Source organism: Pseudomonas brassicacearum (assembly GCF_000585995.1).
In the GTDB taxonomy this organism is placed as follows: domain Bacteria; phylum Pseudomonadota; class Gammaproteobacteria; order Pseudomonadales; family Pseudomonadaceae; genus Aquipseudomonas; species Aquipseudomonas brassicacearum_A.
In genome coordinates this window covers 1839003-1865927 of sequence record NZ_CP007410.1, presented here as the reverse complement: position 1 = coordinate 1865927, position 26925 = coordinate 1839003, and the positions used below count along the sequence as shown (strand labels likewise).

Genomic DNA, 26925 nt, shown 5'->3' with positions numbered 1-26925 from the left:
TTATTTGTCCGGGCTGTCGATGGTCAGTTGTTGCTGCGCCGTGGTGCTGCTCGCCAGGGGCTGGCTGCGGCCGATCCACTCGCCGGCGGTCGGTTGACCGGCCCGCGAGATGCGCGCCACCAGTTGGACTTCAGGGAAGTTCGACAGTTTCAGCTGCGGCATCATCGCGTCCGCGTCACCCAACTCCACCGTGGCGGGCAGATCGGCAACGGTCATGCGCTTGGCCGCCAGCGGCGCCGGCGGGCCGGAAGCGGCGCGGGCGAAGATGAACACAGTGTCGCCCGGCTGCACCTTGGCCTTGAGGGCCGGCGCCAGCTCGACGCGCACCTTGAGCAATGCGGTAGCCTTGGCCACCGGGGCCTGGGCGACCTTGCCGCCACTGGCCTGAAGCTTCTCGGTGGCCCGGGTGATACCGCCCTGCAGTGCGTCACGAGATTTGTCACCTTCCGGCAGTTGCGCCAGCAGACGCCCCCAGTAATCGATCGCCTCCTGGTAGCGCTCGCCTTCGAACGCGGCAATGCCCAACAGGCCGAGGCTGGTGACTTCCTTCGGATCGAGTTTCAACGCTTCATCGGTCAGGGCCTGGACCTTGTCCGACCATTTCTTGCCATCGGCAAAATACTGCGCCTGGGCCCATTGCCCCAGCAGCTCGGGCTGTCGCCCGGCCACCGCCACGGTGCGCTCGAAGGTCTTCGCTGCATCGGCGGGCCGATCCTGGGCCATGTAGGTACGGCCGAGAAAATACAAACCCTCGGCGTTATCCGGCTGCGCCGCCACCGCACGTTCCAGGCGCAGGGTCATTTCTTCCATCGACTGCGGCGCCTGGGCGAATTCACGGGTCAATTCGACCTTGTCGCTGGCGCCGAAATGCAGATACAGCCCCAGGCCCAACAAGGGCACCAGCACAGCGGCGAGCAACGGCAACGGCTTGCCCAGCCGCGACTCCCGTGGCACATCGGCGCCCTCGGTGTCCGCGAGCAGTTCACGGGCGGCTTCAGCGCGACCGGTGTCCAGTTGCGCCGCGTTGAGCACGCCCTCCTCCCGCTCGGTCTGCAACTCGGCGACGCGTTCCTCATACAACGCCACATTGAGCGCGGTGCGGTCCTCCTCCAGCTGGGCGCGACGACCGCGCAGTACAGGGATCAACAGAAAACTCAGGGCAACCAGAAGAAGCAGACCTGCGGCGAGCCAGAAATCAATCATGCTTGGTTTTATCCAACAGTTGGTCGAGGCGCTGGCGCTCTTCGACAGAAAGCGTATCCGGGGCCGCTGTGCGCTGGACCCGGCGGCGACGCACGATCACCGCGATGACAACGAAACCACCGAGCAACAGCCCGGCGGGACCGAACCAGAGCAGCGCGGTCTTGGAGGATAGCGCCGGGTTGTAGCGCACGAACTCACCGTAGCGATCCACCATGAAATCGATGATCTGCTGGTTGTCCTTGCCCTCGCCGAGCATGCGGAAGATCTCCTTGCGCAGGTCGGCGGCAATCGGTGCGTTGGAGTCGGCGATGTCCTGGTTCTGGCACTTGGGGCAGCGCAGTTCCTTGGTCAACTCGCGAAAGCGCTCGCGCTCGCCGTCGTTGGCGAATTCGTAGGTGTCGATGGCGGCGTGAGCCACACCGACGAGGCTTAACCCGAGGATGGCGGCCGCTAACCAGCGCTTCATGGCTTGGCCTCGTCCACCAGTGCCTGGTACTTGGCGGCCAGTTTCTCGCGCCAGACCTGCTCGTCGATCACGCCGACGAACTTGTCGCGGATAATGCCCTTGGCGTCGATGAAGAACGTCTCCGGCGCGCCATAGACACCCAGGTTCAGGCCCAGGGAGCCCTCTTCATCGCGAATGTCCAGTTGATACGGATTGTGGAACTCGGCCAGCCACTTCAAGGCATCGGCGTTGACGTCCTTGTAATTGACGCCGTAGATCACCACGCCGTTCTGGGCCAGTTTATTCAGCACCGGGTGCTCGACCCGGCAGGAAATGCACCAGGTGCCCCACACGTTGACCAGCGCCGGCTTACCCAACAGGTCGGCACGGGTCAGGGTTTTGTCGCCTTGCACCGAGAGCAGGGAAAACTCCGGGAACGGCTTGCCGATCATCGCCGATGGCAGCTCGCTCGGGTTCAGGTAAAGCCCCCGGTACAAAAACACCGCCATCAACAGAAACAGCGCCAACGGGACCAGCATCAACCAACGCTTCATGCAGCGGCTCCCGTCATGCCCAGGGTCTCACGCACCCGGGTTTTCACCTTGACTCGATAGCGCCGATCCAGCGCCGCCAACACCCCACCCAGGCCGGTGAGCAGGCCACCGAACCAGATCCAGCGCACGAACGGCTTGACGTGGACCCGCACCGCCCAGGCGCCGTCGCCCAGGGACTCACCCAGCGCCACGTAGAGGTCGCGGGTGAAACCGGCATCGATCCCGGCTTCGGTCATCACCGAGTTCTGCACGGTGTAGAGGCGTTTTTCCGGGTGTAATACGGTCACTTCCCGGCCGTCGCGAATGACCCGCACGGTGCCTTTGTCGGAGGTGAAGTTCGGGCCTTCAAAATGTTTGGCGCCCTCGAAAACGAACTGATAGCCGCCCAAGTCCATGGATTCTCCCGGTGCCAGGCGCAGGTCGCGCTCGGCGCTGTTCTGGCTGGACAGCACCACGCCCATGGCGCAGACGGCGATGCCCAGGTGGGCGATCTGCATGCCCCAGTAGCTTCGGGTCAGGGTGGGCAGGCCCTTGATCAGGCCTTTGTGACGGGTCTTGTCGAAGATATCCCGTACGCCGGCCAGCAACACCCAGGCCGCCAGCACGAACGTTGCCAGCACTGCCCAGTTGAAATCGCCATAGGCCACGCCAGCCACCACGGCCAGGGCGGCGGTGCCCAACAGCACCGGGGTCAACATGCCCAGCAACCACTTGACCGGGGTGTCTTTCCAGCGCACCAGCATACCGATTGCCATCACCACCATCAGGATCGCCATCAGTGGAATGAACAACGCGTTGAAGTACGGCGGGCCCACCGACAGCTTGGCCCCGGACAACGCGTCGAGCACCAGCGGGTAGAGGGTGCCCAGGAGAATCATCGAGGCGGCCACCACCAGCACCAGGTTATTGCCCAGCAGCAGGGTTTCCCGGGACCAGAGGTTGAAGCCGACCTGGCTCTTCACCACGGGCGCGCGCAGGGCGAACAACGTCAGCGAACCGCCCACCACGAACATCAGGAACATCAGGATGAACACCCCGCGCTCGGGATCAGACGCAAAGGCATGCACCGAAGTGAGTACGCCGGAACGCACCAGGAAGGTTCCCAACAGGCTCAGCGAGAATGCCGCGATGGCCAGCAGCACGGTCCAGCTCTTGAACACGCCACGTTTTTCCGTGACCGCCAAGGAGTGAATCAGCGCAGTGCCCACCAGCCAGGGCATGAAAGAGGCGTTTTCCACCGGGTCCCAGAACCACCAGCCGCCCCAGCCGAGTTCGTAGTAGGCCCACCATGAGCCCAAGGTGATGCCGACGCCGAGGAAGGCCCAGGCGACGATGGTCCACGGGCGCGACCAGCGCGCCCACGCAGCATCGAGACGACCGCCCAGCAACGCGGCAATGGCAAAGGCGAAGGCCACGGAGAAGCCGACGTAGCCCATGTAGAGCATCGGCGGGTGAACGATCAGGCCGATGTCCTGCAGCAAGGGATTGAGGTCGCGGCCATCCATCGGCATCTGAGGCAGGATGCGCTCGAACGGATTGGAGGTGACGATCAAAAACAGCAGGAAACCGGTGCTGATCATGCCCATCACCGCCAGCACGCGGGCCAGCATCACCTGGGGCAACTGCCGGGAGAACACCGAGACCGCCAAGGTCCAGCCGGCGAGGATCAACGCCCAGAGCAACAGCGAGCCTTCATGGGCGCCCCACACCGCGCTGAACTTGTAATACCAGGGCAAGGCGCTGTTGGAGTTGCTGGCGACGTACTTCACGGAAAAATCATCGGCCATGAAGGCATAGGTCAGGCAACCGAAGGCAAACAGCATAAAGGCGAACTGCCCCCACGCCGCTGGCTGGGCCAGGCTCATCCACAGACGGTCGCCGCGCCAGGCACCGAGCAGCGGCACCACGGCCTGCACCAGGGAAAAGCACAAGGCCAGGATCATCGCCAGGTGGCCCAACTCGGGAATAAAAATGCCAGCAGTCATCGATCAACCCTCCTTCACGGGAGCGGGCGCCGACTGGCCGCTGTCTTTCAAAGCCTTGGTCACTTCCGGCGGCATGTATTTCTCGTCGTGCTTGGCCAGCACTTCATCGGCCACCACCACGCCATCGGCATTGAGCTTGCCCAGGGCGACGATGCCTTGCCCTTCGCGGAACAGGTCCGGGAGGATGCCGCGATAGCTGATGGTCACGGTCTTGCTGAAATCGGTGACGTTGAATTTCACGTCCAGGGAATCCCCGGACCGCACCAACGAGCCCTTCTCCACCATGCCACCGGCGCGGATACGCGTGTCCTTGGGCGCTTCGCCATTGGCGATCTGGGTCGGGGTGTAAAACAGGTTGATGTTCTGCTGCAGGGCGCTCAGGGCCAGGCCGACCGCGGCACCGACACCCACCAGGATCGCAAGAATGATGACAAGACGTTTTTTGCGCAGCGGATTCACTGACCGTTCTCCCGGCGCAGACGACGCGCCTCTTGTTGCAGATACCGCTTGCGGGCCACGATCGGCACCGCCACGTTGAGGGCCAGCACCGCCAGGCAAATGCCATAGGCTGACCAGACATACAGGCCATGATGACCCATGGCGAGGAAATCGCCGAATGAAGCGAAACTCATCGAGCGATCTCCAGGCTGTTCTGTACTTCGGCCTTGACCCAGCTGGCCCGGGATTCGCGCTTGAGCACTTCCAGGCGCATGCGCAGCAATAGCACCGCGCCGAAGAAACAGTAGAAACCCAATACGGTAAGCAACAGCGGCAGCCACATTTCCACCGGCATCGCCGGTTTTTCCGTGAGGGTGAAGGTCGCGCCCTGGTGCAGGGTATTCCACCACTCCACCGAATATTTGATGATCGGGATGTTGATCACGCCGACAATCGCCAGCACCGCGCAGGCCTTGGCGGCGCTGTCACGATTACTGATGGCGTTGCCCAGCGCAATAAGACCGAAGTACAGGAACAGCAGGATCAACATCGACGTCAGTCGGGCATCCCAGACCCACCATGAGCCCCAGGTCGGCTTGCCCCAGATCGCGCCGGTGACCAGCGCCACGGCGGTCATCCAGGCACCGACGGGGCGGCGCATTGCAGGGCCACGTCGGCCAGCTTCATCTTCCACACCAGCCCGACCACACCGCACACGGCCAGCATCACGTAGACGGACTGGGCCAGCATCGCCGTGGGAACGTGTATGTAAATGATGCGAAAGCTGTTGCCTTGCTGGTAGTCCGGGGGCGCGAAGGCCAGGCCCCAGACCACGCCGGAGCCGATCAGCAGCAGAGCGAAGAGGCTCAACCAGGGCAGCAGTCTGCCGCTGATGCCGTAGAACCACTTGGGTGAGCCGAGCTTATGAAACCAGGTCCAGTTCATTGCTGTTTCCATCACGGTTGCGGCTCGCCATCACGAACCGCCGGGTCTGCCTTTACTTCCGCAGAAGTGGTCAATTCTTGACCAGGCGTCATTATTATTCGCCGACGCTGATCTTCAGGCCAGCGGCTATTGCAAAGGGTGTCAGGGTTATCGCCAGGGCGGTCAGGCTGCCAAGCCACAATAGATAACCGGTTGCCGGCATGCCTTGCAGCGCCGCCTGCAAGGCGCCACTGCCGAGGATCAACACCGGGATATACAACGGCAGAATCAGCAGGGCCAGCAACAGGCCGCCGCGCTTCAATCCCACCGTCAACGCCGCGCCCACCGCACCGAGCAGGCTCAGCACCGGCGTGCCCAGCAGCAACGACACCAGCAACACGGGCATGCACGCGCCGGGCAATCCCAGCATCATTGCCAGCAGTGGCGAGAGCAGCACCAGCGCCAGTCCGGAGAAAACCCAGTGTGCCAGTACCTTGGCCAAAACCAGAAGGGCCAGGGGGTGCGACGAAAGGACCCACTGTTCCAGGGAACCGTCTTCGAAATCACTGCGGAAAAGCCCGTCCAGAGAGAGCAGGACCGATAAAAGCGCTGCCACCCAGACCAACCCTGGCGACAAGGTTTGCAACAATTGAGTCTCAGGACCGACCGCCAGCGGGAACAGCGCAATGACGATCGCGAAGAACACCAGCGGGTTGGCCAGTTCGGCCGGGCGGCGGAACAACAGGCGCGCCTCGCGGGCAAGCAACAGGCCAAACACACTCATACGGCCCAGTTCCCCAGATCAATGTTGCGATAACCGGACGGCATCCGGGCCAGCGTGTGGTGGGTGGTCAACAGCACCATACCGCCCTTTTCGCAGTGGCGGGCCAAGTGTTCTTCAAGTTGGGCCACACCCTGCTTGTCCAGGGCGGTAAATGGCTCGTCGAGTATCCAGAGCGGCGGGCTGTCCAGATACAACCGGGCCAGGGCCACGCGGCGCTGCTGACCGGCGGACAGAGTGTGGCAGGGCACGTCTTCGAAACCACGCAACCCTACGGTCGCCAACGCCTGCCAGATCGCCTCGCGCCCGACCGGCCGATGCAGCGCACAGAGCCAGCTGAGGTTTTCTTCGGGGGTCAACAAATCCTTGATACCGGCGGCATGACCGATCCAGAGCAGGTTGCGGGCCAGTTCGCTGCGCTGGCTCTGCAAGGGCTGGCCATTGAGCAACACTTGGCCGGCGGTCGGCTGCATTAACCCGGCCACCAGGCGCAACAGGCTGGTCTTGCCGCTGCCGTTGGGACCACTGATCTGCACCATATCGCCACTGGAAAGTCTCAATTCGAGATTTTCGAAAAGCAGCCGCAAGTCTCGCTCACAAGCGAGGCCAACGGTTTGCAGGAGAGGACTGGTCAAGGGATCGCGGGCCTTATACGGTTCAAGTCGGCGGTGCAGCGGCCGTTAAAGAGGTGCAGCATAGATGCTTTGACGGCCTGTTCCACAGAGCTGCGTCAAACAATTGCAAGGTTTTCGCCACTCCCGGAAAGACGGGCGGCATTATACATGTGATGCCCTACTCTAAAGAGGGCTTATTTCCCGAAGGTTAGTACCGTAGATGACAGGCGACATGAACATTGCGCCGCTGCCCCAGGCCACGGCAACGACTCGTATGCCCGCAGTCACCGGCGAGCTGCTCAAGCTGCTGACGCCGGTCGAAGGCCTGATCGGCTCCGGCCAGACCGCCCAGGCTGAAGTGCTGTCGCTCAAGCAAGCCGACCAGACCTTCCAGCTGTTGCTCAAGGTCACCCTGGAGAGCGGCCGCCAGACCACCGTGCAGGCCACCAGCACCCAGCCGTTGCCACAAGGCACCAGCCTGGCCGTGACCCAACCGTCCGCCAGCAACCTGGCTGTCACCGTGCAGCAGGCTGTCGCTTCCAGCATCGCCACCCTGACCCGGATCGACACCGCACAGTTGCCGGTCGGCACCCTGTTGCAAGGCAAGGTACTCACCAGCCAGGCCCTGCCGCAGTTGCCGGGGCAGCCGGCGGTGTATCGCTCGTTGGTGAGTCTGCTCAACACCGCCCAGGCCGGCAGTACCCTGGACATCGACAGCCCGCAACCGCTGCGCATCGGCACGCTGCTGAGTGCCCAGGTGCAAGATGCCCAGACGTTGAAATTCATTCCATTGAGCAACCGCCAGGAGCAGTTGGCGGTGAGCCAGCAGTTGGTCACGCAAATGAGCCGACAGGGCTCGCTGGAAAGCCTGATCACCGTCCTGCAAAGCCTGCCGACCACCGACGAAACCGGCGTCGAGCTACGCGCAGCGGTGACGCGCCTGTTGGCGGGCCTGCCGGATGTCCAGCAACTGAGCACGCCCAAGGGGTTGGCCCAGGCCATGATCGCCAGCGGCGCGTTTCTGGAAAGCAAATTGCTGGCTGGGCAGCCGCCGGGCCCGGCACCGGACATGAAAGGCGACCTGCTGAAACTGATCGCCCAACTGACGCCGGCCCTGCCCGCGTCCACCAACCTCACCGCCATCATCGCCGCCAACACCTTGGCCCAGGTGCTGCCCAGTTTTGTGCGTAACGCCCTGGGAACCCTCGGCCAGGTCAGCGCCAAGCCACAACCCACCAGTTTCCCCCTGCCCTCGCGCCTGTTGAAAGGCCAGGACGAAGAAGGCGATCTGGAACACCTGCTGCGCCTGGCGGCCGCCGCCGTGTCGCGCCTGCAAAGCCATCAGCTGTCGAGCCTGGAACAGACCGGCCTGACCGACGACGGTCGGCTGATGAGCACCTGGCAACTGGAAATCCCAATGCGTAACCTGCAGGACATCGTGCCCTTGCAGGTCAAGTTCCAGCGCGAGGAAACCCCGCCCCGGGAGCAGCCACACGAACGCCGGGAAGAACGCGAGCCGAAGCAGCAACTCTGGCGGGTCGAGCTGGCATTCGACATGGAACCGTTGGGGCCGCTGCAGGTTCAGGCGCAACTGCTCAGCGGCAGCCTGTCGAGCCAGTTGTGGGCCGAACGGCCGTACACCGCAAGCCTGATCGAAAGCAACCTGACAGCGCTGCGTGAACGCCTCGTGACCTGTGGCCTGAACGTCGGCGACCTGGACTGCCACCTCGGCACCCCGCCCCAAGGCCCCAAGACTCGCCTGGAACAACGCTGGGTGGATGAAACCGCATGAGCACCGACACCCAAGCCCGCCAAGCCATCGCCCTCAAGTACGACGGCCACCACGCCCCGACCCTCACCGCCAAGGGCGACGAAGCCCTGGCCGAGGAGATCCTGCGGATCGCCCGGGAAAACGAAGTGCCAATCTATGAAAACGCGGAGTTGGTGAAGCTGTTGGCCCGAATGGAATTGGGCGACAGCATTCCGGAGGAGCTGTACCGCACGATTGCCGAGATCATCGCCTTCGCCTGGAACCTCAAGGGCAAATTCCCTCAGGGGCATGACCCGAATGCGCCGAGTGTCGAGAAGGATGTGACCGACCGCGGCGACGATTACTGATCTGTGGCGAGGGGATTTATCCCCGTTGGGTTGCGCAGCGACCCCATTTTTAGGCGGCTGCTGCGCACCCGAGCGGGGATAAATCCCCTCGCCACAGGTGCTGGGCTGAAAAGATTGGTTCGCCAGAAAAACCTGTGGGAGCGAGCTTGCTCGCGAAGGCGGTTGCACATTCAACACCTTCGTTGACTGTCACACCGCTATCGCGAGCAAGCTCGCTCCCACTGGATTTAGGCAAAAGCGCTTAGCCGCCCTTGTGCAACTTACTCATCAACTCCGCCTCGGCCTGGGTCAAGCCGCAGGCTTGGGTCAGTTCGTCGACGCTGGCGCCCATGCCAACCAGGCGGGCGGCCTGGGCGAAGGACAAGGTGGAAGGGTCACGCTGTTCCAGTTGACCCAGTTTGTCCGGCAACGGCGCGACCACGGCACGCAGCTCATGGATGGCTTCGCCCATGCGCACGGTGCCGTTCTGGTAATCGTCGACGCGTTTGGCCAGGTCCCTGATGCGCTGATCGCGCAGCGCATCCCCCTGGGCCTGCTGAGCGGCGATCTGCCGCTGGCCACGTATGTAGGTCACAAACATCGCCAGCGTGCCTGCCCAAAAAAGGAACAGGACAATGACTGCTACCTCAAGAATCAATCAGATACTCTCCAGTTCCGACCACTCTTCTTCGCTCATCATTTTTTCCAATTCAACCAGGATCAGCAACTCATTATTCTTGTTGCAGACACCCTGGATGAACTTCGCCGACTCTTCGTTACCGACATTAGGCGCGGTTTCGATTTCCGACTGACGCAAGTAAACCACTTCGGCGACGCTGTCGACGAGGATACCGACCACTTGCTTGTCGGCTTCGATGATCACGATACGGGTGTTGTCGTTGACCTCGGTGGAGCTCAGGCCAAAACGCTGGCGAGTATCGATCACCGTCACCACGTTACCACGCAGGTTGATGATGCCCAGCACGTAGCTGGGGGCACCCGGTACCGGGGCGATCTCGGTATAGCGCAGCACTTCCTGAACGCGCATCACGTTGATGCCGTAGGTTTCGTTATCGAGCTTGAAGGTTACCCATTGCAAAATCGGATCTTCGGAACCCTTGAGAGACGACGCCTTATCATTCATACCCTGACCCCTCGAATAACCGCCTGTGGCGGCGTGTGTTCTGTCCCGTGACGTTGTACGCCACCGGTTGTCTTATTTCGGTTTCTGGACCGGCTTGGTGCCGCCCAGGTGTTTTGCCCCGCCGCTGGCGATCAACTCGGCCAGCTCGGACACGTCCAGCAAGGCGCACATGTGTTCGATCACCGTACCGGCCAGCCATGGCCGTTGCCCTCGATGGCTGCGCCATTTGATCTCGTTCGGGTCCAGGCGCAACGAGCGACTGACCTGATGCACCGCCAAACCCCATTCGTAACCTTGCACTGAAATCACGTACTGCAGGCCCTGGCGAAAATCATCGCGATAACGGTCCGGCATCACCCATCGCGCGGTATCCAGCACCTTCAGGTTGCCGGCCTGGCTCGGCAGGATCCCGAGGAACCATTCCGGCTGGCCGAACAACGGCGTCAATTCCTGCCCGGCCAGGGAATAAATCGATCCCAGGCATACCAGCGGCACCGCCAGGGTCAACCCGGCCACATCGAACAACAAACACTCGAACGGTTCGGCGGCCCAGGCAGGCCGGTCATCGGTCGGCACCGGCGGCGGCGTGTTGCTGGGCGGCAGGTGGATCTCCACCACCGGCGTCACCAGACCTTGCAGCAACGGTGCCACGGTCGAGACCGGCGCCAGGATCGGCGCGGGCACTTCCATCACCGCCACCTGAGGCTTGCTCAACGGTGCCTCGATCGCCGCGGCCAGCACAGACTTCTGTGCATCACGGGCCTGCTCTTCGAGCACGGCCGCCTGAAATTCATCCAGCACACCTTCGGCTTCAACGATCTCGGGCAACGCCTCGATCACGCTCGGTTCCGGTGGCAGTTCTTCGGTCGCTTCCTGCAACAGCCCGTCCAGGTAGGACTGCAAGGCCATTTGCGGACGCGAGGTTGTCTTGATCGGGCGGCTCATAGGAATACTGCGCCGCTTAAAGAGGTTATCGGCATGAATGCGCTAGGACTTGAGCGCTCGCAAGCAAGCGCAATGCCTGTGGGAAACCTCGTCACCTTAAGCCACCTGCTGTGAAACAAGCTGTTGGGCCAGCAGGTGCTTGAGCAGCGCCCGGTAGGCCAGCACACCACGGCTTTTGCCGTCGAATTGAGAAGGGGTCAAACCGGCGCGACTGGCGTCCCGCAGGCGGGTATCGACGGGAATGTAGCCTTGCCAGATGTCATCCGGGTACATGTCCCGCAGCACGCGCAGGGTCCCCAGGGAGGCTTGGGTACGACGGTCGAAAAGGGTCGGCACGATGCTGAAGGCCAGCGATTGCTTGCGCGAGCGGTTGACCATCGCCAGGGTATTGACCATGCGTTCCAGGCCCTTGACCGCCAGGTGCTCGGTCTGCACCGGGATCACCAGTTGCTGGCTGGCCGCCAAGGCGTTGACCATCAGCAAACCGAGCAGCGGCGGGCTGTCGATGATCGCGTAATCGAAATCCTGCCACAGCTGCGCCAGACTCTTGGCGATGACCAGGCCCAGCCCGCTCTGTCCCGGCGACTGCCGTTCCAGGGTGGCCAGGGCAGTGCTCGACGGCAATAGGGAAATCCGCTCGTCGCTGGTGGACAACAGCAATTGCCCCGGTAGGCCTTCAGGCACGACGCCCTTGTGCAGGAACAGGTCGTAGTTGCTGTGCTCCAGGCTGTCGGGATCGTAACCAAAATAGCTGGTCATCGAGCCGTGGGGGTCCAGATCGACCATGACCACGCGCTTGCCCGCCTCGGCCAGCAATCCGGCTAAAGCGATGGAAGAGGTGGTTTTACCCACACCCCCTTTTTGATTGGCGACTGCCCAGACTCTCATTCGGATCGTTCCTCCCGGCCGAAACAGGCTCGACCGAGAAATAGCTCGGTTATAAATCGGGTGACGGAGAATTGACGGCACTCTGTCGTCCCGGCGACTTGCCCGAGGTCGGTGCAGTTTGTGTGCCAGCCCGCTTCAAGGCGGCGTCCGGCTTTGTATTGGCCGTACCGGTACCGGTCAGGCTGCGACGCACATCGAGGTTTCGCGACACCACCAGCACTACGCGACGGTTTCGCGCACGCCCCTCGGCCGTGGCGTTATTAGCCACCGGCTGGAACTCGCCATAGCCCACCGACGCCAGGCGACCGGGGTTCACACCCTGCATCGCCAACATGCGCACGATGCTCGCCGAACGGGCCGAGGACAGCTCCCAGTTGGTCGGGTACTGCGCGGTGCGGATGGGTTGGTCGTCAGTGAAGCCTTCGACATGGATCGGGTTGTCGAACGGCTTCAGGATCGCCGCCACCTTATCGATGATATTGAACGCCATGTCGCTGGGCATGGCATCGCCGCTGCCGAACAACAGGCTGGAGTTGAGTTCGATCTCGACCCACAACTCATTGCCGCGCACCGTCATCTGGTTGGAGCTGATCAGGTCGCCGAACGCCGCGCTGATGTCGTCGGCGATGCTTTTCAGCGGATCGCTACCGCCCGCGATACCGGCATCAACCTGCTCGGCATCCCTGACCAGCGGCTTGGCCGGCGTCGTGGTCTTGGGCCGCTCATCGCCAATGGGGATGGGCTTGAGGGCTCGGTCGGAATCGGTGAAAACCCCGATCAACGCCTCGGAAATGACTTTGTACTTGCCTTCGTTGACCGACGAAATCGAATACATGACCACGAAAAAAGCGAACAGCAGCGTGATGAAGTCGGCGTAGGAAACGAGCCAGCGTTCATGGTTGACGTGTTCTTCACGATGCCTGCGACGTGCCATGTTCCATATCCTCCATCAGTCCATGAAGCCCTGGAGCTTCAACTCAATGGAACGCGGGTTTTCCCCTTCGGCGATCGACAGGATCCCTTCCAGCAACATTTCGCGATAACGCGACTGGCGCAACGCGATGGCCTTGAGCTTGGCGGCGATCGGCAGCAGCACCAGGTTGGCACTCGCCACGCCATAGATCGTCGCGACGAAAGCCACGGCGATACCGCTGCCCAGTTGCGACGGATCGGCCAGGTTACCCATCACATGGATCAAGCCCATCACCGCACCGATGATGCCGATGGTTGGCGCGTAGCCGCCCATGCTTTCGAAAACTTTGGCCGCTTCGATGTCGCGGCTTTCCTGGGTGTAAAAATCCACTTCCAGGATGCTGCGGATGGCTTCTGGCTCGGCACCGTCCACCAGCAATTGCAGGCCCTTGCGCGAGTAACTGTCGGGTTCGGCATCGGCCACCCCTTCCAGCCCCAGCAAGCCTTCCTTGCGCGCGGTCAGGCTCCAGTTCACCACCCGATCAATACCGCCGGCCAAGTCCACGCGAGGTGGGAATAGAATCCAGATCAGCACTTGCATGGCGCGCTTGAACGCACTCATGGGCGACTGCAGCAACGCGGCGCCGATGGTGCCACCCAGCACGATCAACGCCGCAGGGCCGTTGGCCAACGCCCCCAGATGACCGCCTTCCAGATAATTACCGCCAATGATGGCGACGAACGCCATGACGATGCCGATCAGGCTGAGCACATCCATTACAGGCACGCCTCGACCAGGTGTCTACCAATGTCGTCCAACCCGTACACCGCATCGGCGAGGTCCGCTTTCACGATGGCCATCGGCATGCCGTAGATCACGCAGCTGGCTTCGTCCTGGGCCCAGATTGCACTGCCACCCTGCTTGAGCAGCCGCGCACCTTCGCGACCGTCAGCGCCCATGCCGGTGAGCACCACCGCCAGAACTTTGTCACCGTAGGACTTGGCTGCGGAACCGAAGGTAATGTCCACGCAAGGCTTGTAGTTCAAACGCTCGTCGCCCGGCAGGATTTTCACCGCGCCGCGGCCATCGATCATCATCTGCTTGCCGCCCGGCGCCAGCAATGCCAGGCCCGGACGCAGGATATCGCCATCCTCGGCTTCCTTGACGCTGATGTTGCACAGCTTGTCCAGACGCTCGGCGAAGGCCTTGGTGAAGGCCGCGGGCATGTGCTGGATCAGCACGATGGGGGCCGGAAAATTGGCCGGCAACTGTGTGAGGACCCGTTGCAGCGCCACCGGGCCACCGGTGGACGTACCAATGGCGACCAGCTTGTAGGCTTTGCGCTTGGGGGCCGGCGACGACGTGCTGGCGGCTGGCGCAGGGGCCGGGCGAGCGGGCGCGGGGGCCGGAGCGCTGCGCACCGGTGCTGGATTGAAACCGCCCGACGAAGCAGGGGCTGGCGCAGGGCTGGGCGCAGGAGCCGGCGCAGGCGCAGGCGCGCTGTAGGCACCGACACGTCGGTTGCTGCGGGAAATGCTGTGGACCTTCTCGCACAGCAACTGCCGAACCTTGTCGGGGTTGCGCGAAATGTCCTCGAAATTCTTCGGCAGGAAATCCACGGCCCCGGCGTCCAGCGCATCGAGGGTCACCCGGGCGCCTTCATGGGTCAGGGACGAGAACATCAATACGGGGGTCGGACAGCGCTGCATGATATGCCGCACGGCCGTGATGCCATCCATCATCGGCATCTCGTAGTCCATGGTGATCACATCTGGCTTGAGCGCCAGCGCTTGATCGATTGCCTCTTTGCCGTTGGTCGCCGTACCGACGACTTGAATACTCGTGTCCGCCGAAAGAATTTCCGAGACGCGGCGGCGAAAAAACCCCGAATCGTCCACCACCAGGACTTTAACTACCATAAACACTCCGTTAGACGAGGCGCGGCCCTGGGCCACGCCCCTCCAGAATCAAATACGCCGAGCGGCGTAACGCTTGAGCATGCTTGGCACATCGAGAATCAACGCGATGCGGCCGTCGCCGGTGATGGTGGCGCCGGACATGCCCGGGGTGCCCTGGAGCATCTTGCCCAACGGCTTGATGACCACTTCTTCCTGGCCCACCAACTGGTCGACGACGAAGCCGATCCGCTGGGTGCCCACCGAAAGGATCACCACATGGCCTTCGCCCTGCTCCACATGAGCCGCAGAGCTGACCAGCCAGCGCTTGAGGTAGAACAGCGGCAGTGCCTTGTCCCGTACGATCACCACTTCCTGGCCGTCCACCACGTTGGTGCGCGACAGGTCGAGGTGGAAGATCTCGTTGACGTTGACCAGTGGGAAGGCGAACGCCTGGTTGCCCAGCATCACCATCAGGGTCGGCATGATCGCCAGGGTCAGCGGGACCTTGATGACGATCTTCGAGCCCTGGCCCTTGGTCGAGTAAATGTTGATCGAACCGTTGAGCTGGGAAATCTTGGTTTTCACCACGTCCATGCCCACGCCACGGCCCGACACGTCGGAAATCTCGGTCTTGGTCGAGAAGCCCGGGGCGAAGATCAGGTTGTAGCACTCGGTGTCGCTCAGGCGGTCGGCGGCATCCTTGTCCATCACACCGCGTTTCACCGCGATGGAACGCAGCACGTTCGGGTCCATGCCTTTGCCGTCGTCGGAGATCGACAGCAGGATGTGGTCGCCTTCCTGCTCGGCGGCCAGTATCACCTTGCCGCTACGCACCTTGCCCGACGCTTCGCGTTCTTCCGGCGACTCGATGCCGTGGTCGACCGCGTTGCGCACCAAGTGGACCAGCGGGTCGGCCAGGGCCTCGACAAGGTTCTTGTCCAGGTCGGTTTCTTCACCCACCAGTTCCAGGTTGATTTCTTTCTTGAGCTGGCGAGCCAGGTCACGAACCAGGCGCGGGAAGCGCCCGAAGACTTTCTTGATCGGCTGCATCCGGGTCTTCATGACCGCTGTCTGCAAATCGGCCGTGACCACGTCGAGGTTCGACACGGCCTTGGACATCGCTTCGTCCTGGCTGTTGAGGCCCAGGCGCACCAGACGGTTACGCACCAGCACCAGTTCGCCGACCATGTTCATGATCTCGTCCAGGCGCGCAGTGTCGACCCGAACGGTCGTCTCGGCTTCGCTGGCCGGTTTTTCCGCGGGTGGAGCCGCTGGAGCTCGAGCGGCTGCGGGGGCAGCGGCCGGAGCAGGCTTGGGTGTCTCCGCCTTGGGCTCGGGGGCTTTGGCAGCAGGTTTTGGCGCAGCCTTGGCCACCGGCGCAGCAGTGGCGGCAGCAGACGCTGCGGCAGCCGTACCGACTTCAGTGAACTTGCCTTTGCCATGCAGTTCGTCGAGCAGCGATTCGAATTCGTGGTCGCTGATCAGATCGCTGCCCGCCGCGGCGGCGGTAGGCTTGGCCGGTTTCGGCGCGGAAGCAATCGCCGAATCCAGCGCGTCAACGGCAAACGTGCCCTTGCCGTGCAACTGATCGAGCAAGGCTTCGAATTCGTCGTCGGTGATGTCGGAGTTATCGCCCGCCGCTTTCGGGGCGGCCGGGGCCGCCGCAGGGACGGCTGCATCGGGAGCGAACTGGCCTTTGCCATGAAGCTGATCGAGCAACGACTCGAACTCGTCGTCGGTGATTTCATCACTGGCGGCAGCCGTCGCATTGGCGGGCGCAGCAGGAGCTACCGGCGCTGTCGGGGCCTCGGCTTGGGCCTTGACGGCGTTCAGCGAGTCCAGCAACTGTTCAAATTCGTTATCGGTGATGTCGCCCGATTCCTCGGCGACCGGTTCTTCAACGGCGGCCTCGACAGCCGGAGCGGGTTCGTCAGCCGATTGCGGCTCCGCCAGGCGTGCCAGCGCGGCAAGCAACTCAGGCGTGGCCGCAGTGATCGGCGAGCGCTCACGCACTTCGCTGAACATGCTATTGACCGCATCCAGCGCTTCAAGCACCACGTCCATCAGTTCCGAATCAACGCGGCGTTCACCCTTGCGCAGGATGTCAAACACGTTCTCGGCAATGTGGCAGCACTCCACCAGCTCATTGAGCTGGAGGAAGCCGGCGCCTCCTTTTACAGTGTGGAAACCGCGAAAAATTGCATTGAGCAAGTCCGCATCATCCGGTCGGCTTTCCAGCTCGACCAGTTGTTCAGACAGTTGCTCTAGAATCTCGCCGGCCTCAACCAGGAAATCCTGAAGGATCTCTTCATCGGCGCCGAAGCTCATTAATGGCTGCTCCTAAAACAGGGCTAAAACTCAGAATCCAAGGCTGGACAGCAAATCGTCCACATCGTCCTGACCGGACATAACGTCTTCTCTTTTATCGGCATGAATCTGCGGACCTTCACCCTGCGAGAGATGTTTTTGTGGATCTTTTTCAGCAAGGATCGCTTCACGGTCGTGTTCGATGCCTGCAAAGCGGTCGACCTGGCTGGCCATCAACACCAGTTTGAGCAGATTACTTTCGACTTCGGTGACCAATTGGGTCACGCGCTTGATCACCTGACCGGTCAGGTCTTGATAGTCCTGAGCCAGCAGAATGTCGTTGAGATTGCTTGCCACCGCGCGGTTATCGGTGCTGCTGCGCGTCAGGAAACCGTCGACCCGACGGGCCAGGTCCCGAAACTCTTCCGCGCCGACTTCGCGCCGCATGAACCGGCCCCAGTCGGTGCTCAAGGCCTGGGCTTCCTCGCTCAGGCCATTGACCAGCGGCGTTGCGCTTTCCACCAGGTCCATGGTGCGGTTGGCTGCGGCCTCGGTCAGCTTGACCACATAACCCAGACGCTCGGTGGCGTCGGTGATCTGCGAGACTTCCTCGGCCTGGGGCATGTTCGGGTCGATCTGGAAATTGACAATGGCGCTGTGCAATTCACGCGTGAGCTTGCCCACTTCCTGATACAGACCACGGTCACGGGTCTGGTTGAGCTCATGGATCATTTGAACCGCATCGCCAAAACGACCTTTTTCAAGGCTGTCGACCAGTTCGCGGGCATGTTTTTTCAGGGTCGATTCAAAATCGCCCATTGAAGATTCGTTATCCATAGCTCCCCCGTGGCGCGGTTAACCGATGCGTTCGAAGATTTTCTCGATCTTCTCTTTCAACGCCTGGGCCGTGAAGGGTTTGACCACATAGCCGTTTACACCGGCCTGAGCCGCTTCGATGATCTGCTCGCGCTTGGCTTCGGCAGTCACCATCAGCACTGGAAGATGCTTGAGTTTTTCGTCGGCGCGCACATGGCGCAGCAAGTCGATACCGGTCATGCCGGGCATGTTCCAGTCAGTCACCAGAAAGTCGATGCTCCCGCTGTTGAGAACCGGAATGGCAGTGGTGCCATCGTCGGCCTCGACCGTGTTGGTGAACCCAAGGTCACGCAACAGGTTTTTTATGATCCGCCGCATCGTTGAGAAGTCATCAACGATGAGGATTTTCATGTTCTTGTCCAATTCGACCTCCAAGCAGTCTTAAACGCGTCCAGCACCTGAACGCGCCATTTCAATCAATCCGGCACAACACTCAACAACGGTCTGGAGCACAGCGAATGGAGACTGGCGCAGTGCTTGCCAGACCAGCCTCGTTCGCAGTGTCCCCACACTGCTGTCAGCGCGCTCGCCACTCCCCAAACGCCCCCGTAAACGGGCCGCGCACTGGCTGTGTAACTGGCTGACCCGCGATTCGCTGACCCCCAGGACCTCACCGATTTCCTTGAGGTTCAGCTCTTCGTCGTAGTACAGCGCCAAGACCAGTCGCTCACGCTCCGGCAAATTGGCAATCGCATCCGCCAGCGCGCTCTGGAAACGTTCATCTTCCAGGTCACGCGATGGCTCCATGTGAGCACTCGCGCCATCCTCGTGCAGCCCTTCATGTTCGCCGTCCTGCAGCAGGTCGTCGAAACTGAACAGGCGGCTGCCCAAGGTATCGTTCAAAATCCCGTAATAATCATCGAGACTCAACTGGAGTTCGGCCGCAACCTCGTGATCTTTAGCGTCACGCCCGGTTTTAGCTTCAATAGCGCGAATCGCGTCACTGACCATACGGGTATTACGGTGCACCGAACGCGGTGCCCAATCGCCCTTGCGGACTTCATCGAGCATCGCGCCACGGATGCGAATACCGGCATACGTCTCGAAACTGGCGCCCTTGCTCGCATCGTATTTATTCGATACTTCGAGCAGGCCGATCATGCCCGCCTGGATCAAGTCCTCGACCTGGACACTGGCCGGCAACCGCGCCAACAAGTGATAGGCGATACGCTTGACCAGTGGCGCATAACGCTCAATCAGTTCGTATTGGGCGTCCCGTGCCGATTTTTTGTAGAGATGGTTGTAACCGCTGGCAGTCATAGCACGGGCCCTGCTGTTTGTTGCACAAGACGCTCGACGAAAAATTCCAGATGCCCGCGAGGGTTGGCCGGCAGTGGCCAGGTATCGACCTTCTGGGCGATTGCCTTGAACGCCAGCGCACATTTGGAACGGGGGAAAGCTTCATAAACGGCACGTTGCTTCTGGACGGCCTTGCGTACGCTTTCGTCGTACGGCACGGCGCCGACGTATTGTAGGGCGACGTCCAGGAAGCGATCGGTGACCTTGGTCAACTTGGCAAACAGGTTGCGCCCTTCCTGCGGGCTCTGGGCCATGTTGGCCAGGACGCGGAAGCGGTTCATGCCGTAGTCACGGTTCAATAACTTGATCAGGGCGTAGGCGTCGGTGATGGACGTCGGTTCGTCGCAGACCACCAGCAGCACTTCCTGGGCGGCGCGGACGAAACTGACGACCGAGTCACCGATACCGGCCGCGGTGTCGATCACCAGCACATCGAGGTTGTCACCGATGTCGCTGAAGGCCTGGATGAGGCCCGCGTGCTGGGCCGGGGTCAGATGAACCATGCTCTGGGTGCCAGAGGCCGCCGGCACGATGCGAATACCGCCAGGCCCCTGCAGCAGCACGTCGCGCAGTTCGCAGCGACCTTCGATGACGTCCGCCAGCGTGCGCTTGGGCGTGAGCCCCAGCAACACATCGACGTTCGCCAGGCCCAGGTCGGCGTCCAGCAGCATGACCCGTCGGCCAAGCTCTGCCAGAGCCAGGGACAAGTTCACTGACACGTTAGTCTTCCCGACGCCACCTTTGCCGCCGGTCACCGCGATCACCTGTACGGGATGCATGCTGCCCATGTTCGTTCTTTACCTTGTCTTACTTAGACGGAGGCCACATTACTGGCTGCGCGTTCACATTCGGAACAATGCATGGCAGACCATCGATGTAGGTACAAAAAATATTCATGATTACCTCAGCCGACCTGTTTGGTCGGGCTGTGGTAGATGTCAGCGAACATGTCAGCCATGGCTTCCTCGCTGGGTTCTTCCTGCATTTGCACACTCACGGCACGACTGACCAGTTGATGACGGCGCGGCAGATGCAAATCATCCGGGATCCGCGGTCCGTCGGTCAGGTAGGCCACCGGTAGTTCATGACCGATCGCCAGGCTCAACACCTCGCCCAGGCTTGCCGTTTCGTCCAGCTTAGTCAGGATGCAGCCGGCTAGCCCGCAGCGTTTGTAGCTGTGGTAAGCGGCGGTTAGAACCTGTTTTTGGCTGGTGGTTGCCAACACGAGATAATTTTTTGACCGGATGCCGCGCCCGGCCAGGCTTTCTAGCTGCATGCGCAGGGCCGGATCGCTGGCTTGCAGGCCGGCGGTATCGATCAGCACGACGCGTTTGCGCAGCAGCGGTTCCAGTGCCTGGGCCAGGGACTGACCTGGATCCACATGGGTCACCGACACATTGAGGATCCGGCCCAGGGTCTTGAGTTGTTCCTGGGCGCCGATACGGAAACTGTCCATGCTGACCAGGGCAATACTCTGGGCGCCGTACTTGAGTACATAACGGGCCGCGAGCTTGGCCAGGGTAGTGGTCTTGCCCATGCCGGCAGGGCCGACCATCGCAATCACGCCACCCTCTTCCAGCGGTTCGACTTCCGGTGTAGCAATCATCCGCGCCAGGTGCGCCAGCAACATGCGCCAGGCCTGGCGAGGTTCTTCGATACCGTTGATCAGCGCCAGCAGGTCCCGGGACAACGGGCCGGACAGGCCGATGCGTTGCAGGCGACGCCACAGGTTGGCCTGGGCTGGACGGCTGCCTTGCAGCTGGTTCCAGGCCAGGGAGCCGAGCTGAACTTCCATCAGTTCACGCAGGCTGTTGAGTTCAAAGCGCATCGAGTCCAGGGCACGCGGGTCGATACCACTGCTTGGCGCGGCCGGAGCCGGCGCCGGACGACGTGGCTCGACCTGGGCCTGCTCGATCAGCGGCTCGGCAGCGGTCAACGGCAGGCCGGCCGTCAGCGGCTGACCGGCGAACAATTGACGATTGGTGCCCGCGCTAGCCTGGCCTTCGCTGCTGCGCAGGCTCAATTCGGCCTGGGCGCTGGCGATACGCGATTGGGTCTTGCGCAGCTCATCCTCAAGCTCCATGTTTGGAACGCGCGGGGCCAGCGCCGACAATTTGTAATCCAGGGCCGCCGTCAACTCGACACCGCCAGCGATCCGGCGATTGCCAATGATGGCTGCTTCAGCGCCCAGCTCGTCACGAACCAGCTTCATGGCCTGACGCATATCGGCGGCGAAAAAACGCTTCACTTGCATAAACCACTACCTCAGCCGTTGGGCCCTACTGTCGCAACGATGGTCACTTGCTTGTTGTCCGGTATCTCTTGGTACGCCAGCACATGCAGCCCCGGGACCGCGAGGCGACCGAATCGCGAGAGCATCGCGCGAATCGGGCCGGCCACCAGCAGGATCACCGGTTGGCCTTGCATCTCCTGCCGCTGGGCTGCATCGATCAGCGAACGCTGCAGCTTCTCGGCCATGCTTGGCTCCAGCAGAACACCCTCTTCCGAGCCTTGTCCTGCCTTCTGAAGACTATTGAGCAATATCTGTTCCAACCTTGGTTCCAGAGTGATCACAGGCAGCTCAGACTCAGTGCCTACAATGCTTTGGACGATTGCGCGGGATACGCCGACCCGAACCGCAGCCACCAGGGCGGCGGTATCTTGACTCTTGGACGCGTTGTTGGCGATGGCCTCGGCAATGCTGCGAATGTCGCGTACGGGCACCTGTTCGGCCAACAGCGCCTGCAACACCTTGAGCAATTGCGACAACGACACCACACCCGGCACCAGCTCGTCGGCCAACTTTGGCGAGCCTTTGGCCAGTACTTGCAGGAGTTGCTGGACTTCTTCGTGGCCGATCAGCTCGCTGGAGTGCTTGTACAGAATCTGGTTCAAGTGGGTCGCCACGACGGTGCTGGCGTCCACCACGGTGTAGCCGAGGGACTGAGCCTGGGCCCGCTGGCTGATTTCGATCCACACCGCTTCCAGGCCAAAAGCCGGATCCTTGGCGGTGATGCCGTTGAGCGAGCCATAGACCTGCCCCGGGTTGATCGCCAGCTCGCGATCCGGGTAGATCTCGGCTTCGGCCAGGATCACGCCCATCAGCGTCAAGCGGTAGGCGCTCGGCGCCAGGTCGAGGTTGTCGCGGATATGCACGGTGGGCATCAGGAAGCCCAAGTCCTGGGACAACTTCTTGCGCACGCCCTTGATCCGCGCCAGCAACTGGCCTCCCTGGTTGCGGTCGACCAATGGAATCAGGCGGTAACCGACTTCCAGGCCGATCATGTCGATGGGCGTCACGTCGTCCCAGCCCAGTTCCTTGGTTTCCATGGCGCGGGCCGGCGATGGCAGCAGTTCCTGCTGGCGCTTGACCTCTTGCAGGGCCTGGACCTTCTGCACGTTCTGCTTCTTCCAGAACAGGTAGGCGCCGCCCGCCGCCAGGGCCGCCATGCTCAGGAAGGAAAAGTGTGGCATGCCGGGCACCAGGCCCATCACCGCCATCAGGCCGGCGGCAACCGCCAGGGCCTTGGGCGAGGCGAACATCTGCCGGCCGATCTGCTTGCCCATGTCTTCGGAACCCGAAGCGCGGGTCACCATGATCGCGGCAGCTGTGGATAACAACAGTGATGGCAATTGCGCCACCAAACCGTCACCGATGGTCAACAGGGCGTAAACCTTGCCGGCGTCGCCGAAGGTCATGTTGTGCTGGAAGATACCAACGGCCATGCCGCCGATCAGGTTGATGAACAGAATCAGCAGGCCGGCGATGGCGTCACCGCGTACGAATTTGCTGGCACCGTCCATGGAGCCGTAGAACTCGGCTTCCTGGGCCACTTCCAGGCGACGCAGCTTGGCCTGGCCCTGGTCGATCAGGCCGGCGTTGAGGTCCGCGTCGATCGCCATTTGCTTGCCGGGCATCGCATCGAGGGTAAAACGTGCGCTCACCTCGGAGATCCGCCCGGCACCCTTGGTCACCACGACGAAGTTGATGATCATCAAAATGGCGAAGACCACGATACCAACCACGTAGTTACCGCCGATCACTACCTCGCCGAAGGCCTGGATCACCTTACCGGCGGCGGCGTGACCTTCCTGGCCGTGGAGCATGACCACCCGGGTCGATGCCACGTTCAGCGCCAGGCGCATCAACGTCGCCACCAGCAGAATGGTCGGGAACACCGCGAAATCCAGCGGCCGCAAGGCGTAGACGCACACCAGCAGCACCACGATCGACAGGGCGATATTGAACGTGAAGAACACGTCCAGCAGGAACGGCGGCACCGGCAGCATCATCATGGCGAGCATGACCAGCAGCAAGATCGGCACACCCAGATTGCCCCGGCTGAGATCTGCTACGTTGCTGCGCGCGGTGCTGAGTAACTGAGAGCGATCCACCAATATTCCCCGTGCCTGTGAAGCAAACTTTTGACGCCCCGGACGGGCGCAGACGGGGTATTGCAAGAAGCCTTCCAACTTTTGTCGTGAGGGGAAGACCTGCGACCGCAAAGACTTCCAACACCGTCATTGCGGCCTCGGTATTCGCTCGATCACTGCGCCGTCAGAATCTGTTCCGGCTTAATAGGGCCAAAATCCAACGCCCGGCCTCTTAGGTAGCGGGTGCCCCTGTACATCTGGAAACCCTCGACTTCAACAAGGTCTTCATTGGCATACATAAGCACCGCTACGGTGGACGGCGCCTTGATATCAGACGACGGTCTCTCAGGCGAATACCAATGGCCTTCCATCAGGTTGAGTGCCCATTGAAACCGAATGATTGGCAGATCGGCGATTTCGATCAACTGCTTGGGATCTTCCCATCGAAAATCAGTGCGCGCGTTTATCCGCAACCGCCCGTCGATGATCTGGAAAGCGGGTTTGCCATAGCGCTTTTCCAGCCCGCCACTTGACCAATCGTTCAGGTAATAGTCGGGATGACCAAAGACACGGAACAGCGCTTCGTTACTGCCAATATTGCCGGCCGCGTCAGCGAAATAATTGTAGGAGATGTGATAGGCCAACCCATCCAACTCGGGCCGAATGGCGTTGATGTCATGCTCCAGATATCCCGGGATATACCCATTCGCCATTTTCACGAAACGCGTGAAATCGAGCGTCATGTCGAACGTGAACGAACAGCTGATGGCTCGTTCACCGCCATTTGCCTCCAGCATTCCCGAAACGAACTCCAACTTCATGCCTTCAAGTTTTTTGTATTCGCCCGCTGCCATGTTCATGCCCTCGATAGCTTGACTCCGCAACTGCCTCTCTCGCCGACAGAAGCATCATGAGGAGGAAAGCTGGAGATATCTCGAGTTCATTAGAGGGTCAGCGAGAACGATCGTCTACTGTCAGAACTAACAGGTGCATAGCATCTGCACTCCAAGCGCAATAATCCTACGGATTAGCCGACCTCAAGAATCCCGCCGCAAATCCGGCGGGATCGGCAAGTCCTTGAGCGGCTCGGGGCGCTTGCCCTTACCCGCGCGGTGTTGGCGGATCTGGTAGACGTAGGCCAGCACCTGGGCCACGGCCAGGTACAGGCCACCGGGGATTTCCTGGTCGAGTTCAGTGGAGTAGTAAATCGACCGCGCCAGGGCCGGGGATTCGAGCAGCATCACTTCATTGGCCACGGCGATCTCACGGATTTTCAACGCCAGGAAGTCACTGCCCTTGGCCAGCAACACCGGGGCGTTGCCTTTGTCGGGGTCGTATTTGAGCGCCACGGCATAGTGAGTCGGGTTGGTAATAACCACATCAGCGTCGGGAATCGCCGCCATCATCCGCCGCTGGGACACCTCACGCTGCAACTGGCGAATGCGCTGCTTGACCTCCGGCTTACCCTCCTGATCCTTATACTCGTCGCGTATTTCCTGCTTGGTCATCATCAGCTTCTGCTTGCTCTGATACAGCTGGATCGGCACGTCGATGGCGGCGATCAGGATCAGGCCGCAGGCCATCCACAACGTGCTCCAACCCACCAGTTGCACACTATGGATGATGGCCTGCTCCAGCGGCTCATGGGCGATGCGCAGCAGGTCGTCGATGTCGGACTGCAACACGGTCAATGCAACGAACAGGACCAGCAGAAATTTTCCAAAAGCCTTGAGCAGCTCCATCAGCGCCGTGGTAGAAAACATACGCTTGAGGCCAGCGGCCGGATTCATCCGACTGAACTTGGGGGCCAGGCTACCGGCGGCAAACAACCAGCCGCCCAGGGAAATCGGACCGATAATGGCGGCGAACAGCAAGAAGATCAGTACCGGCTGCACCGCTAGAATCGCAATTTTGCCCGAGTGCAGGAGATACTGCCCCATAGTGCCCGGAGTGAGCAGCACCTCGCGGGGCAGAGAGAAGTTCAGCCGCATGATTTCCAGTAGGTCCAAGGCCAAGCCGCCACCATAAATCAGCAACCCGCCCGCCCCGGCCAGCATCACCGCCAGCGTATTGAGTTCCTTGGAACGGGCGATCTCACCCTTTTCCCGGGACTCCTTCTTGCGCTTCTCCGTGGGGTCTTCTGTCTTGTCCTGACCACTCTCGCTCTCAGCCATGGTTCAGCGCGCCTGTGCCATGTCGCGTAACAGCTGCAAGGCCTGGGTGGCCAGCGGCTGATATTGGTTGAGAATATCCCCCATGCTGACCCAGAAGATCACCATGCCCAGCACAAGGGTCAGCGGGAAACCGATGGAAAAAATGTTCAGTTGCGGCGCCGCCCGGGTCATCACGCCAAAGGCAATGTTCACCACCAGCAACGCGGTGATCGCAGGCAATACCAACACCATCGCCGCCCCCAGGACCCAGCCGAGCTTGCCGGCGATCTCCCAGAAATGATTGATCAGGAACGCACTGCCCACCGGCAAGGTGGTAAAACTCTCGGTCAACACCTCGAATACCACCAGATGCCCGTTCATGCCGAGGAACAACAGCGTCACCAGCATCGTCAGGAACTGCCCGATCACCGCCGTCGTCACGCCATTGGTCGGGTCGACCATGGATGCGAAGGCCATGCCCATCTGGATCGAAATGATTTGCCCGGCCACCACGAATGCCTGGAAAAACAGCTGCAGCGAGAACCCCATCAAGACGCCAATGAGGATCTGCTCGGCCACCAGCATCAGCGCGCTGAGATCAAGGGCATTGACTGGCGGCATCGGCGGCAGCCCGGGCGCGATGACCACGGTGATTGCCAAGGCGAAATAGAGCCTCACGCGGCCCGGTACCAGGGTCGTGCCGAAGACCGGCATGCTCATCAGTACCGCAGTGACGCGAAACAGCGGCAGGATGAACGAAGCCACCCAGGTACTGATCTGGGTGTCCGTCAACGCGAGCATCGACATACGCTCAGCCGATCAACTGCGGAATACTGCCGTACAACTGCTGGATGTATTCCATGAAGGATTGCACCATCCAGGGACCGGCGACGATCAGGGTGACCAGCATCACCAGAAGGCGCGGCAGGAAGCTCAAGGTCTGCTCGTTGATCTGGGTGGCGGCCTGGAACATCGCCACCAGCAACCCCACCAGCAGACTGGGGATCACCAGGATGGCGACCATCATGGTGGTCAGCCAGAGCGCTTCACGGAACAGGTCTACCGCTACTTCAGGCGTCATATCGTC

General features: G+C 61.3%; 27 protein-coding genes and 2 pseudogenes. 2 read left to right on the top strand and 27 right to left on the bottom strand.

Features of this window, described 5'->3' with window-relative positions; all coding sequences use genetic code 11:
* The 9 genes and pseudogenes from ccmI to ccmA form a co-directional block, all read right to left on the bottom strand.
* Positions 1–1203 (bottom strand): c-type cytochrome biogenesis protein CcmI, encoded by a 1203-nt coding sequence (gene ccmI, locus CD58_RS08130; RefSeq protein WP_025212532.1) that lies wholly within the window; start codon positions 1201–1203, stop codon positions 1–3.
* A complete protein-coding gene (locus CD58_RS08125) occupies positions 1196–1669 on the bottom strand; it encodes a cytochrome c-type biogenesis protein (protein ID WP_014337194.1) in 474 nt (157 codons plus the stop codon). Before CD58_RS08125 ends, ccmI begins: the two co-directional genes overlap by 8 nt.
* Positions 1666–2202, bottom strand: a complete 537-nt coding sequence (locus CD58_RS08120) for a DsbE family thiol:disulfide interchange protein (protein WP_025212531.1) — start codon at positions 2200–2202, stop codon at positions 1666–1668. Before CD58_RS08120 ends, CD58_RS08125 begins: the two co-directional genes overlap by 4 nt.
* Positions 2199–4187 carry a heme lyase CcmF/NrfE family subunit gene (locus CD58_RS08115; protein ID WP_025212530.1) on the bottom strand — a complete coding sequence of 663 codons (1989 nt, stop codon included), beginning with the start codon at positions 4185–4187 and terminating at the stop codon, positions 2199–2201. The genes CD58_RS08120 and CD58_RS08115 overlap by 4 nt, the downstream gene beginning before the upstream one ends.
* Before the next feature lie 3 nt (positions 4188–4190).
* On the bottom strand, positions 4191–4646 hold the full coding sequence (ccmE, locus tag CD58_RS08110; protein ID WP_025212529.1) for a cytochrome c maturation protein CcmE: 456 nt from the start codon (positions 4644–4646) through the stop codon (positions 4191–4193).
* A complete protein-coding gene (ccmD, locus tag CD58_RS08105; RefSeq protein ID WP_025212528.1) occupies positions 4643–4819 on the bottom strand; it encodes a heme exporter protein CcmD in 177 nt (58 codons plus the stop codon). The genes ccmE and ccmD overlap by 4 nt, the downstream gene beginning before the upstream one ends.
* Positions 4816–5570 (bottom strand): annotated as a pseudogene (locus CD58_RS08100) (heme ABC transporter permease). The gene ccmD and the pseudogene CD58_RS08100 overlap by 4 nt, the downstream one beginning before the upstream one ends.
* Positions 5571–5664: 94 nt before the next feature.
* A complete protein-coding gene (ccmB, locus tag CD58_RS08095) occupies positions 5665–6333 on the bottom strand; it encodes a heme exporter protein CcmB (RefSeq protein WP_003199151.1) in 669 nt (222 codons plus the stop codon).
* Positions 6330–6965 (bottom strand): cytochrome c biogenesis heme-transporting ATPase CcmA, encoded by a 636-nt coding sequence (ccmA, locus tag CD58_RS08090; protein WP_025212527.1) that lies wholly within the window; start codon positions 6963–6965, stop codon positions 6330–6332. The genes ccmB and ccmA overlap by 4 nt, the downstream gene beginning before the upstream one ends.
* Positions 6966–7164: 199 nt before the next feature.
* Here ccmA and CD58_RS08085 point away from each other — a divergent pair, with 199 nt between their 5' ends.
* On the top strand, positions 7165–8736 hold the full coding sequence (locus tag CD58_RS08085) for a flagellar hook-length control protein FliK (protein ID WP_025212526.1): 1572 nt from the start codon (positions 7165–7167) through the stop codon (positions 8734–8736).
* Positions 8733–9062, top strand: a complete 330-nt coding sequence (locus CD58_RS08080; protein WP_025212525.1) for an EscU/YscU/HrcU family type III secretion system export apparatus switch protein — start codon at positions 8733–8735, stop codon at positions 9060–9062. Before CD58_RS08085 ends, CD58_RS08080 begins: the two co-directional genes overlap by 4 nt.
* 241 nt (positions 9063–9303) lie before the next feature.
* Here CD58_RS08080 and CD58_RS08075 read toward each other — a convergent pair whose 3' ends face one another.
* From CD58_RS08075 to fliQ, 18 genes and pseudogenes are all read right to left on the bottom strand, one after another.
* A complete protein-coding gene (locus CD58_RS08075; protein WP_025212524.1) occupies positions 9304–9699 on the bottom strand; it encodes a DUF2802 domain-containing protein in 396 nt (131 codons plus the stop codon).
* Positions 9700–10185: a chemotaxis protein CheW gene (locus CD58_RS08070; protein WP_003183968.1), complete on the bottom strand. Its 486-nt coding sequence runs from the start codon at positions 10183–10185 to the stop codon at positions 9700–9702.
* Positions 10186–10257: 72 nt separating this feature from the next.
* A complete protein-coding gene (locus CD58_RS08065; protein ID WP_025212523.1) occupies positions 10258–11130 on the bottom strand; it encodes a CheW domain-containing protein in 873 nt (290 codons plus the stop codon).
* Positions 11131–11226: 96 nt separating this feature from the next.
* On the bottom strand, positions 11227–12018 hold the full coding sequence (locus tag CD58_RS08060; protein ID WP_025212522.1) for a ParA family protein: 792 nt from the start codon (positions 12016–12018) through the stop codon (positions 11227–11229).
* A 49-nt stretch (positions 12019–12067) separates the two neighbouring features.
* Positions 12068–12952 (bottom strand): flagellar motor protein MotD, encoded by an 885-nt coding sequence (gene motD / locus CD58_RS08055; protein WP_025212521.1) that lies wholly within the window; start codon positions 12950–12952, stop codon positions 12068–12070.
* A 15-nt stretch (positions 12953–12967) separates the two neighbouring features.
* A complete protein-coding gene (locus tag CD58_RS08050) occupies positions 12968–13708 on the bottom strand; it encodes a flagellar motor protein (RefSeq protein WP_025212520.1) in 741 nt (246 codons plus the stop codon).
* On the bottom strand, positions 13708–14850 hold the full coding sequence (locus CD58_RS08045) for a protein-glutamate methylesterase/protein-glutamine glutaminase (RefSeq protein ID WP_025212519.1): 1143 nt from the start codon (positions 14848–14850) through the stop codon (positions 13708–13710). The genes CD58_RS08050 and CD58_RS08045 overlap by 1 nt, the downstream gene beginning before the upstream one ends.
* 48 nt (positions 14851–14898) lie before the next feature.
* Positions 14899–17157 (bottom strand): chemotaxis protein CheA, encoded by a 2259-nt coding sequence (locus CD58_RS08040; protein ID WP_025212518.1) that lies wholly within the window; start codon positions 17155–17157, stop codon positions 14899–14901.
* Positions 17158–17187: 30 nt separating this feature from the next.
* Complete coding sequence (locus CD58_RS08035) at positions 17188–17973, bottom strand: protein phosphatase CheZ (RefSeq protein ID WP_025212517.1); 786 nt, start codon at positions 17971–17973, stop codon at positions 17188–17190.
* An 18-nt stretch (positions 17974–17991) separates the two neighbouring features.
* Positions 17992–18363, bottom strand: coding sequence for a chemotaxis response regulator CheY (locus CD58_RS08030; protein ID WP_003183998.1), 372 nt, complete (start codon positions 18361–18363; stop codon positions 17992–17994).
* A gap of 168 nt (positions 18364–18531) precedes the next feature.
* Positions 18532–19272: pseudogene (locus CD58_RS08025) on the bottom strand (RNA polymerase sigma factor FliA); the annotation flags it as partial.
* On the bottom strand, positions 19269–20099 hold the full coding sequence (fleN, locus tag CD58_RS08020; RefSeq protein ID WP_003184001.1) for a flagellar synthesis regulator FleN: 831 nt from the start codon (positions 20097–20099) through the stop codon (positions 19269–19271). The pseudogene CD58_RS08025 and the gene fleN, both read right to left, overlap by 4 nt.
* A gap of 116 nt (positions 20100–20215) precedes the next feature.
* The gene (gene flhF / locus CD58_RS08015) at positions 20216–21565 is read right to left on the bottom strand and encodes a flagellar biosynthesis protein FlhF (protein WP_025212515.1); all 1350 of its coding nucleotides are present in this window, start codon (positions 21563–21565) and stop codon (positions 20216–20218) included.
* An 11-nt stretch (positions 21566–21576) separates the two neighbouring features.
* Positions 21577–23706 (bottom strand): flagellar biosynthesis protein FlhA, encoded by a 2130-nt coding sequence (gene flhA, locus CD58_RS08010; protein WP_025212514.1) that lies wholly within the window; start codon positions 23704–23706, stop codon positions 21577–21579.
* A 152-nt stretch (positions 23707–23858) separates the two neighbouring features.
* A complete protein-coding gene (locus CD58_RS08005) occupies positions 23859–24539 on the bottom strand; it encodes a hypothetical protein (RefSeq protein ID WP_025212513.1) in 681 nt (226 codons plus the stop codon).
* 183 nt (positions 24540–24722) lie between these two features.
* The gene (gene flhB, locus CD58_RS08000) at positions 24723–25859 is read right to left on the bottom strand and encodes a flagellar biosynthesis protein FlhB (protein WP_025212512.1); all 1137 of its coding nucleotides are present in this window, start codon (positions 25857–25859) and stop codon (positions 24723–24725) included.
* Positions 25860–25862: 3 nt separating this feature from the next.
* Positions 25863–26639: a flagellar biosynthetic protein FliR gene (fliR, locus tag CD58_RS07995; protein WP_419178823.1), complete on the bottom strand. Its 777-nt coding sequence runs from the start codon at positions 26637–26639 to the stop codon at positions 25863–25865.
* Positions 26640–26649: 10 nt separating this feature from the next.
* Complete coding sequence (fliQ, locus tag CD58_RS07990) at positions 26650–26919, bottom strand: flagellar biosynthesis protein FliQ (protein WP_025212510.1); 270 nt, start codon at positions 26917–26919, stop codon at positions 26650–26652.
* Positions 26920–26925 lie beyond the last annotated feature (6 nt).

Coding starts and splice junctions, on each gene's coding strand:
- ccmI (WP_025212532.1), bottom strand. CDS start 1,203: ATGATTGATTTCTGGCTCGCCGCAGGTCTGCTTCTTCTGGTTGCCCTG.
- CD58_RS08125 (WP_014337194.1), bottom strand. CDS start 1,669: ATGAAGCGCTGGTTAGCGGCCGCCATCCTCGGGTTAAGCCTCGTCGGT.
- CD58_RS08120 (WP_025212531.1), bottom strand. CDS start 2,202: ATGAAGCGTTGGTTGATGCTGGTCCCGTTGGCGCTGTTTCTGTTGATG.
- CD58_RS08115 (WP_025212530.1), bottom strand. CDS start 4,187: ATGACTGCTGGCATTTTTATTCCCGAGTTGGGCCACCTGGCGATGATC.
- ccmD (WP_025212528.1), bottom strand. CDS start 4,819: ATGAGTTTCGCTTCATTCGGCGATTTCCTCGCCATGGGTCATCATGGC.
- ccmB (WP_003199151.1), bottom strand. CDS start 6,333: ATGAGTGTGTTTGGCCTGTTGCTTGCCCGCGAGGCGCGCCTGTTGTTC.
- CD58_RS08085 (WP_025212526.1), top strand. CDS start 7,165: ATGACAGGCGACATGAACATTGCGCCGCTGCCCCAGGCCACGGCAACG.
- CD58_RS08080 (WP_025212525.1), top strand. CDS start 8,733: ATGAGCACCGACACCCAAGCCCGCCAAGCCATCGCCCTCAAGTACGAC.
- CD58_RS08070 (WP_003183968.1), bottom strand. CDS start 10,185: ATGAATGATAAGGCGTCGTCTCTCAAGGGTTCCGAAGATCCGATTTTG.
- CD58_RS08065 (WP_025212523.1), bottom strand. CDS start 11,130: ATGAGCCGCCCGATCAAGACAACCTCGCGTCCGCAAATGGCCTTGCAG.
- CD58_RS08060 (WP_025212522.1), bottom strand. CDS start 12,018: ATGAGAGTCTGGGCAGTCGCCAATCAAAAAGGGGGTGTGGGTAAAACC.
- motD (WP_025212521.1), bottom strand. CDS start 12,952: ATGGCACGTCGCAGGCATCGTGAAGAACACGTCAACCATGAACGCTGG.
- CD58_RS08050 (WP_025212520.1), bottom strand. CDS start 13,708: ATGGATGTGCTCAGCCTGATCGGCATCGTCATGGCGTTCGTCGCCATC.
- CD58_RS08045 (WP_025212519.1), bottom strand. CDS start 14,850: ATGGTAGTTAAAGTCCTGGTGGTGGACGATTCGGGGTTTTTTCGCCGC.
- CD58_RS08040 (WP_025212518.1), bottom strand. CDS start 17,157: ATGAGCTTCGGCGCCGATGAAGAGATCCTTCAGGATTTCCTGGTTGAG.
- CD58_RS08035 (WP_025212517.1), bottom strand. CDS start 17,973: ATGGATAACGAATCTTCAATGGGCGATTTTGAATCGACCCTGAAAAAA.
- CD58_RS08030 (WP_003183998.1), bottom strand. CDS start 18,363: ATGAAAATCCTCATCGTTGATGACTTCTCAACGATGCGGCGGATCATA.
- fleN (WP_003184001.1), bottom strand. CDS start 20,099: ATGGGCAGCATGCATCCCGTACAGGTGATCGCGGTGACCGGCGGCAAA.
- flhF (WP_025212515.1), bottom strand. CDS start 21,565: ATGCAAGTGAAGCGTTTTTTCGCCGCCGATATGCGTCAGGCCATGAAG.
- CD58_RS08005 (WP_025212513.1), bottom strand. CDS start 24,539: ATGGCAGCGGGCGAATACAAAAAACTTGAAGGCATGAAGTTGGAGTTC.
- flhB (WP_025212512.1), bottom strand. CDS start 25,859: ATGGCTGAGAGCGAGAGTGGTCAGGACAAGACAGAAGACCCCACGGAG.
- fliR (WP_419178823.1), bottom strand. CDS start 26,639: ATGCTCGCGTTGACGGACACCCAGATCAGTACCTGGGTGGCTTCGTTC.
- fliQ (WP_025212510.1), bottom strand. CDS start 26,919: ATGACGCCTGAAGTAGCGGTAGACCTGTTCCGTGAAGCGCTCTGGCTG.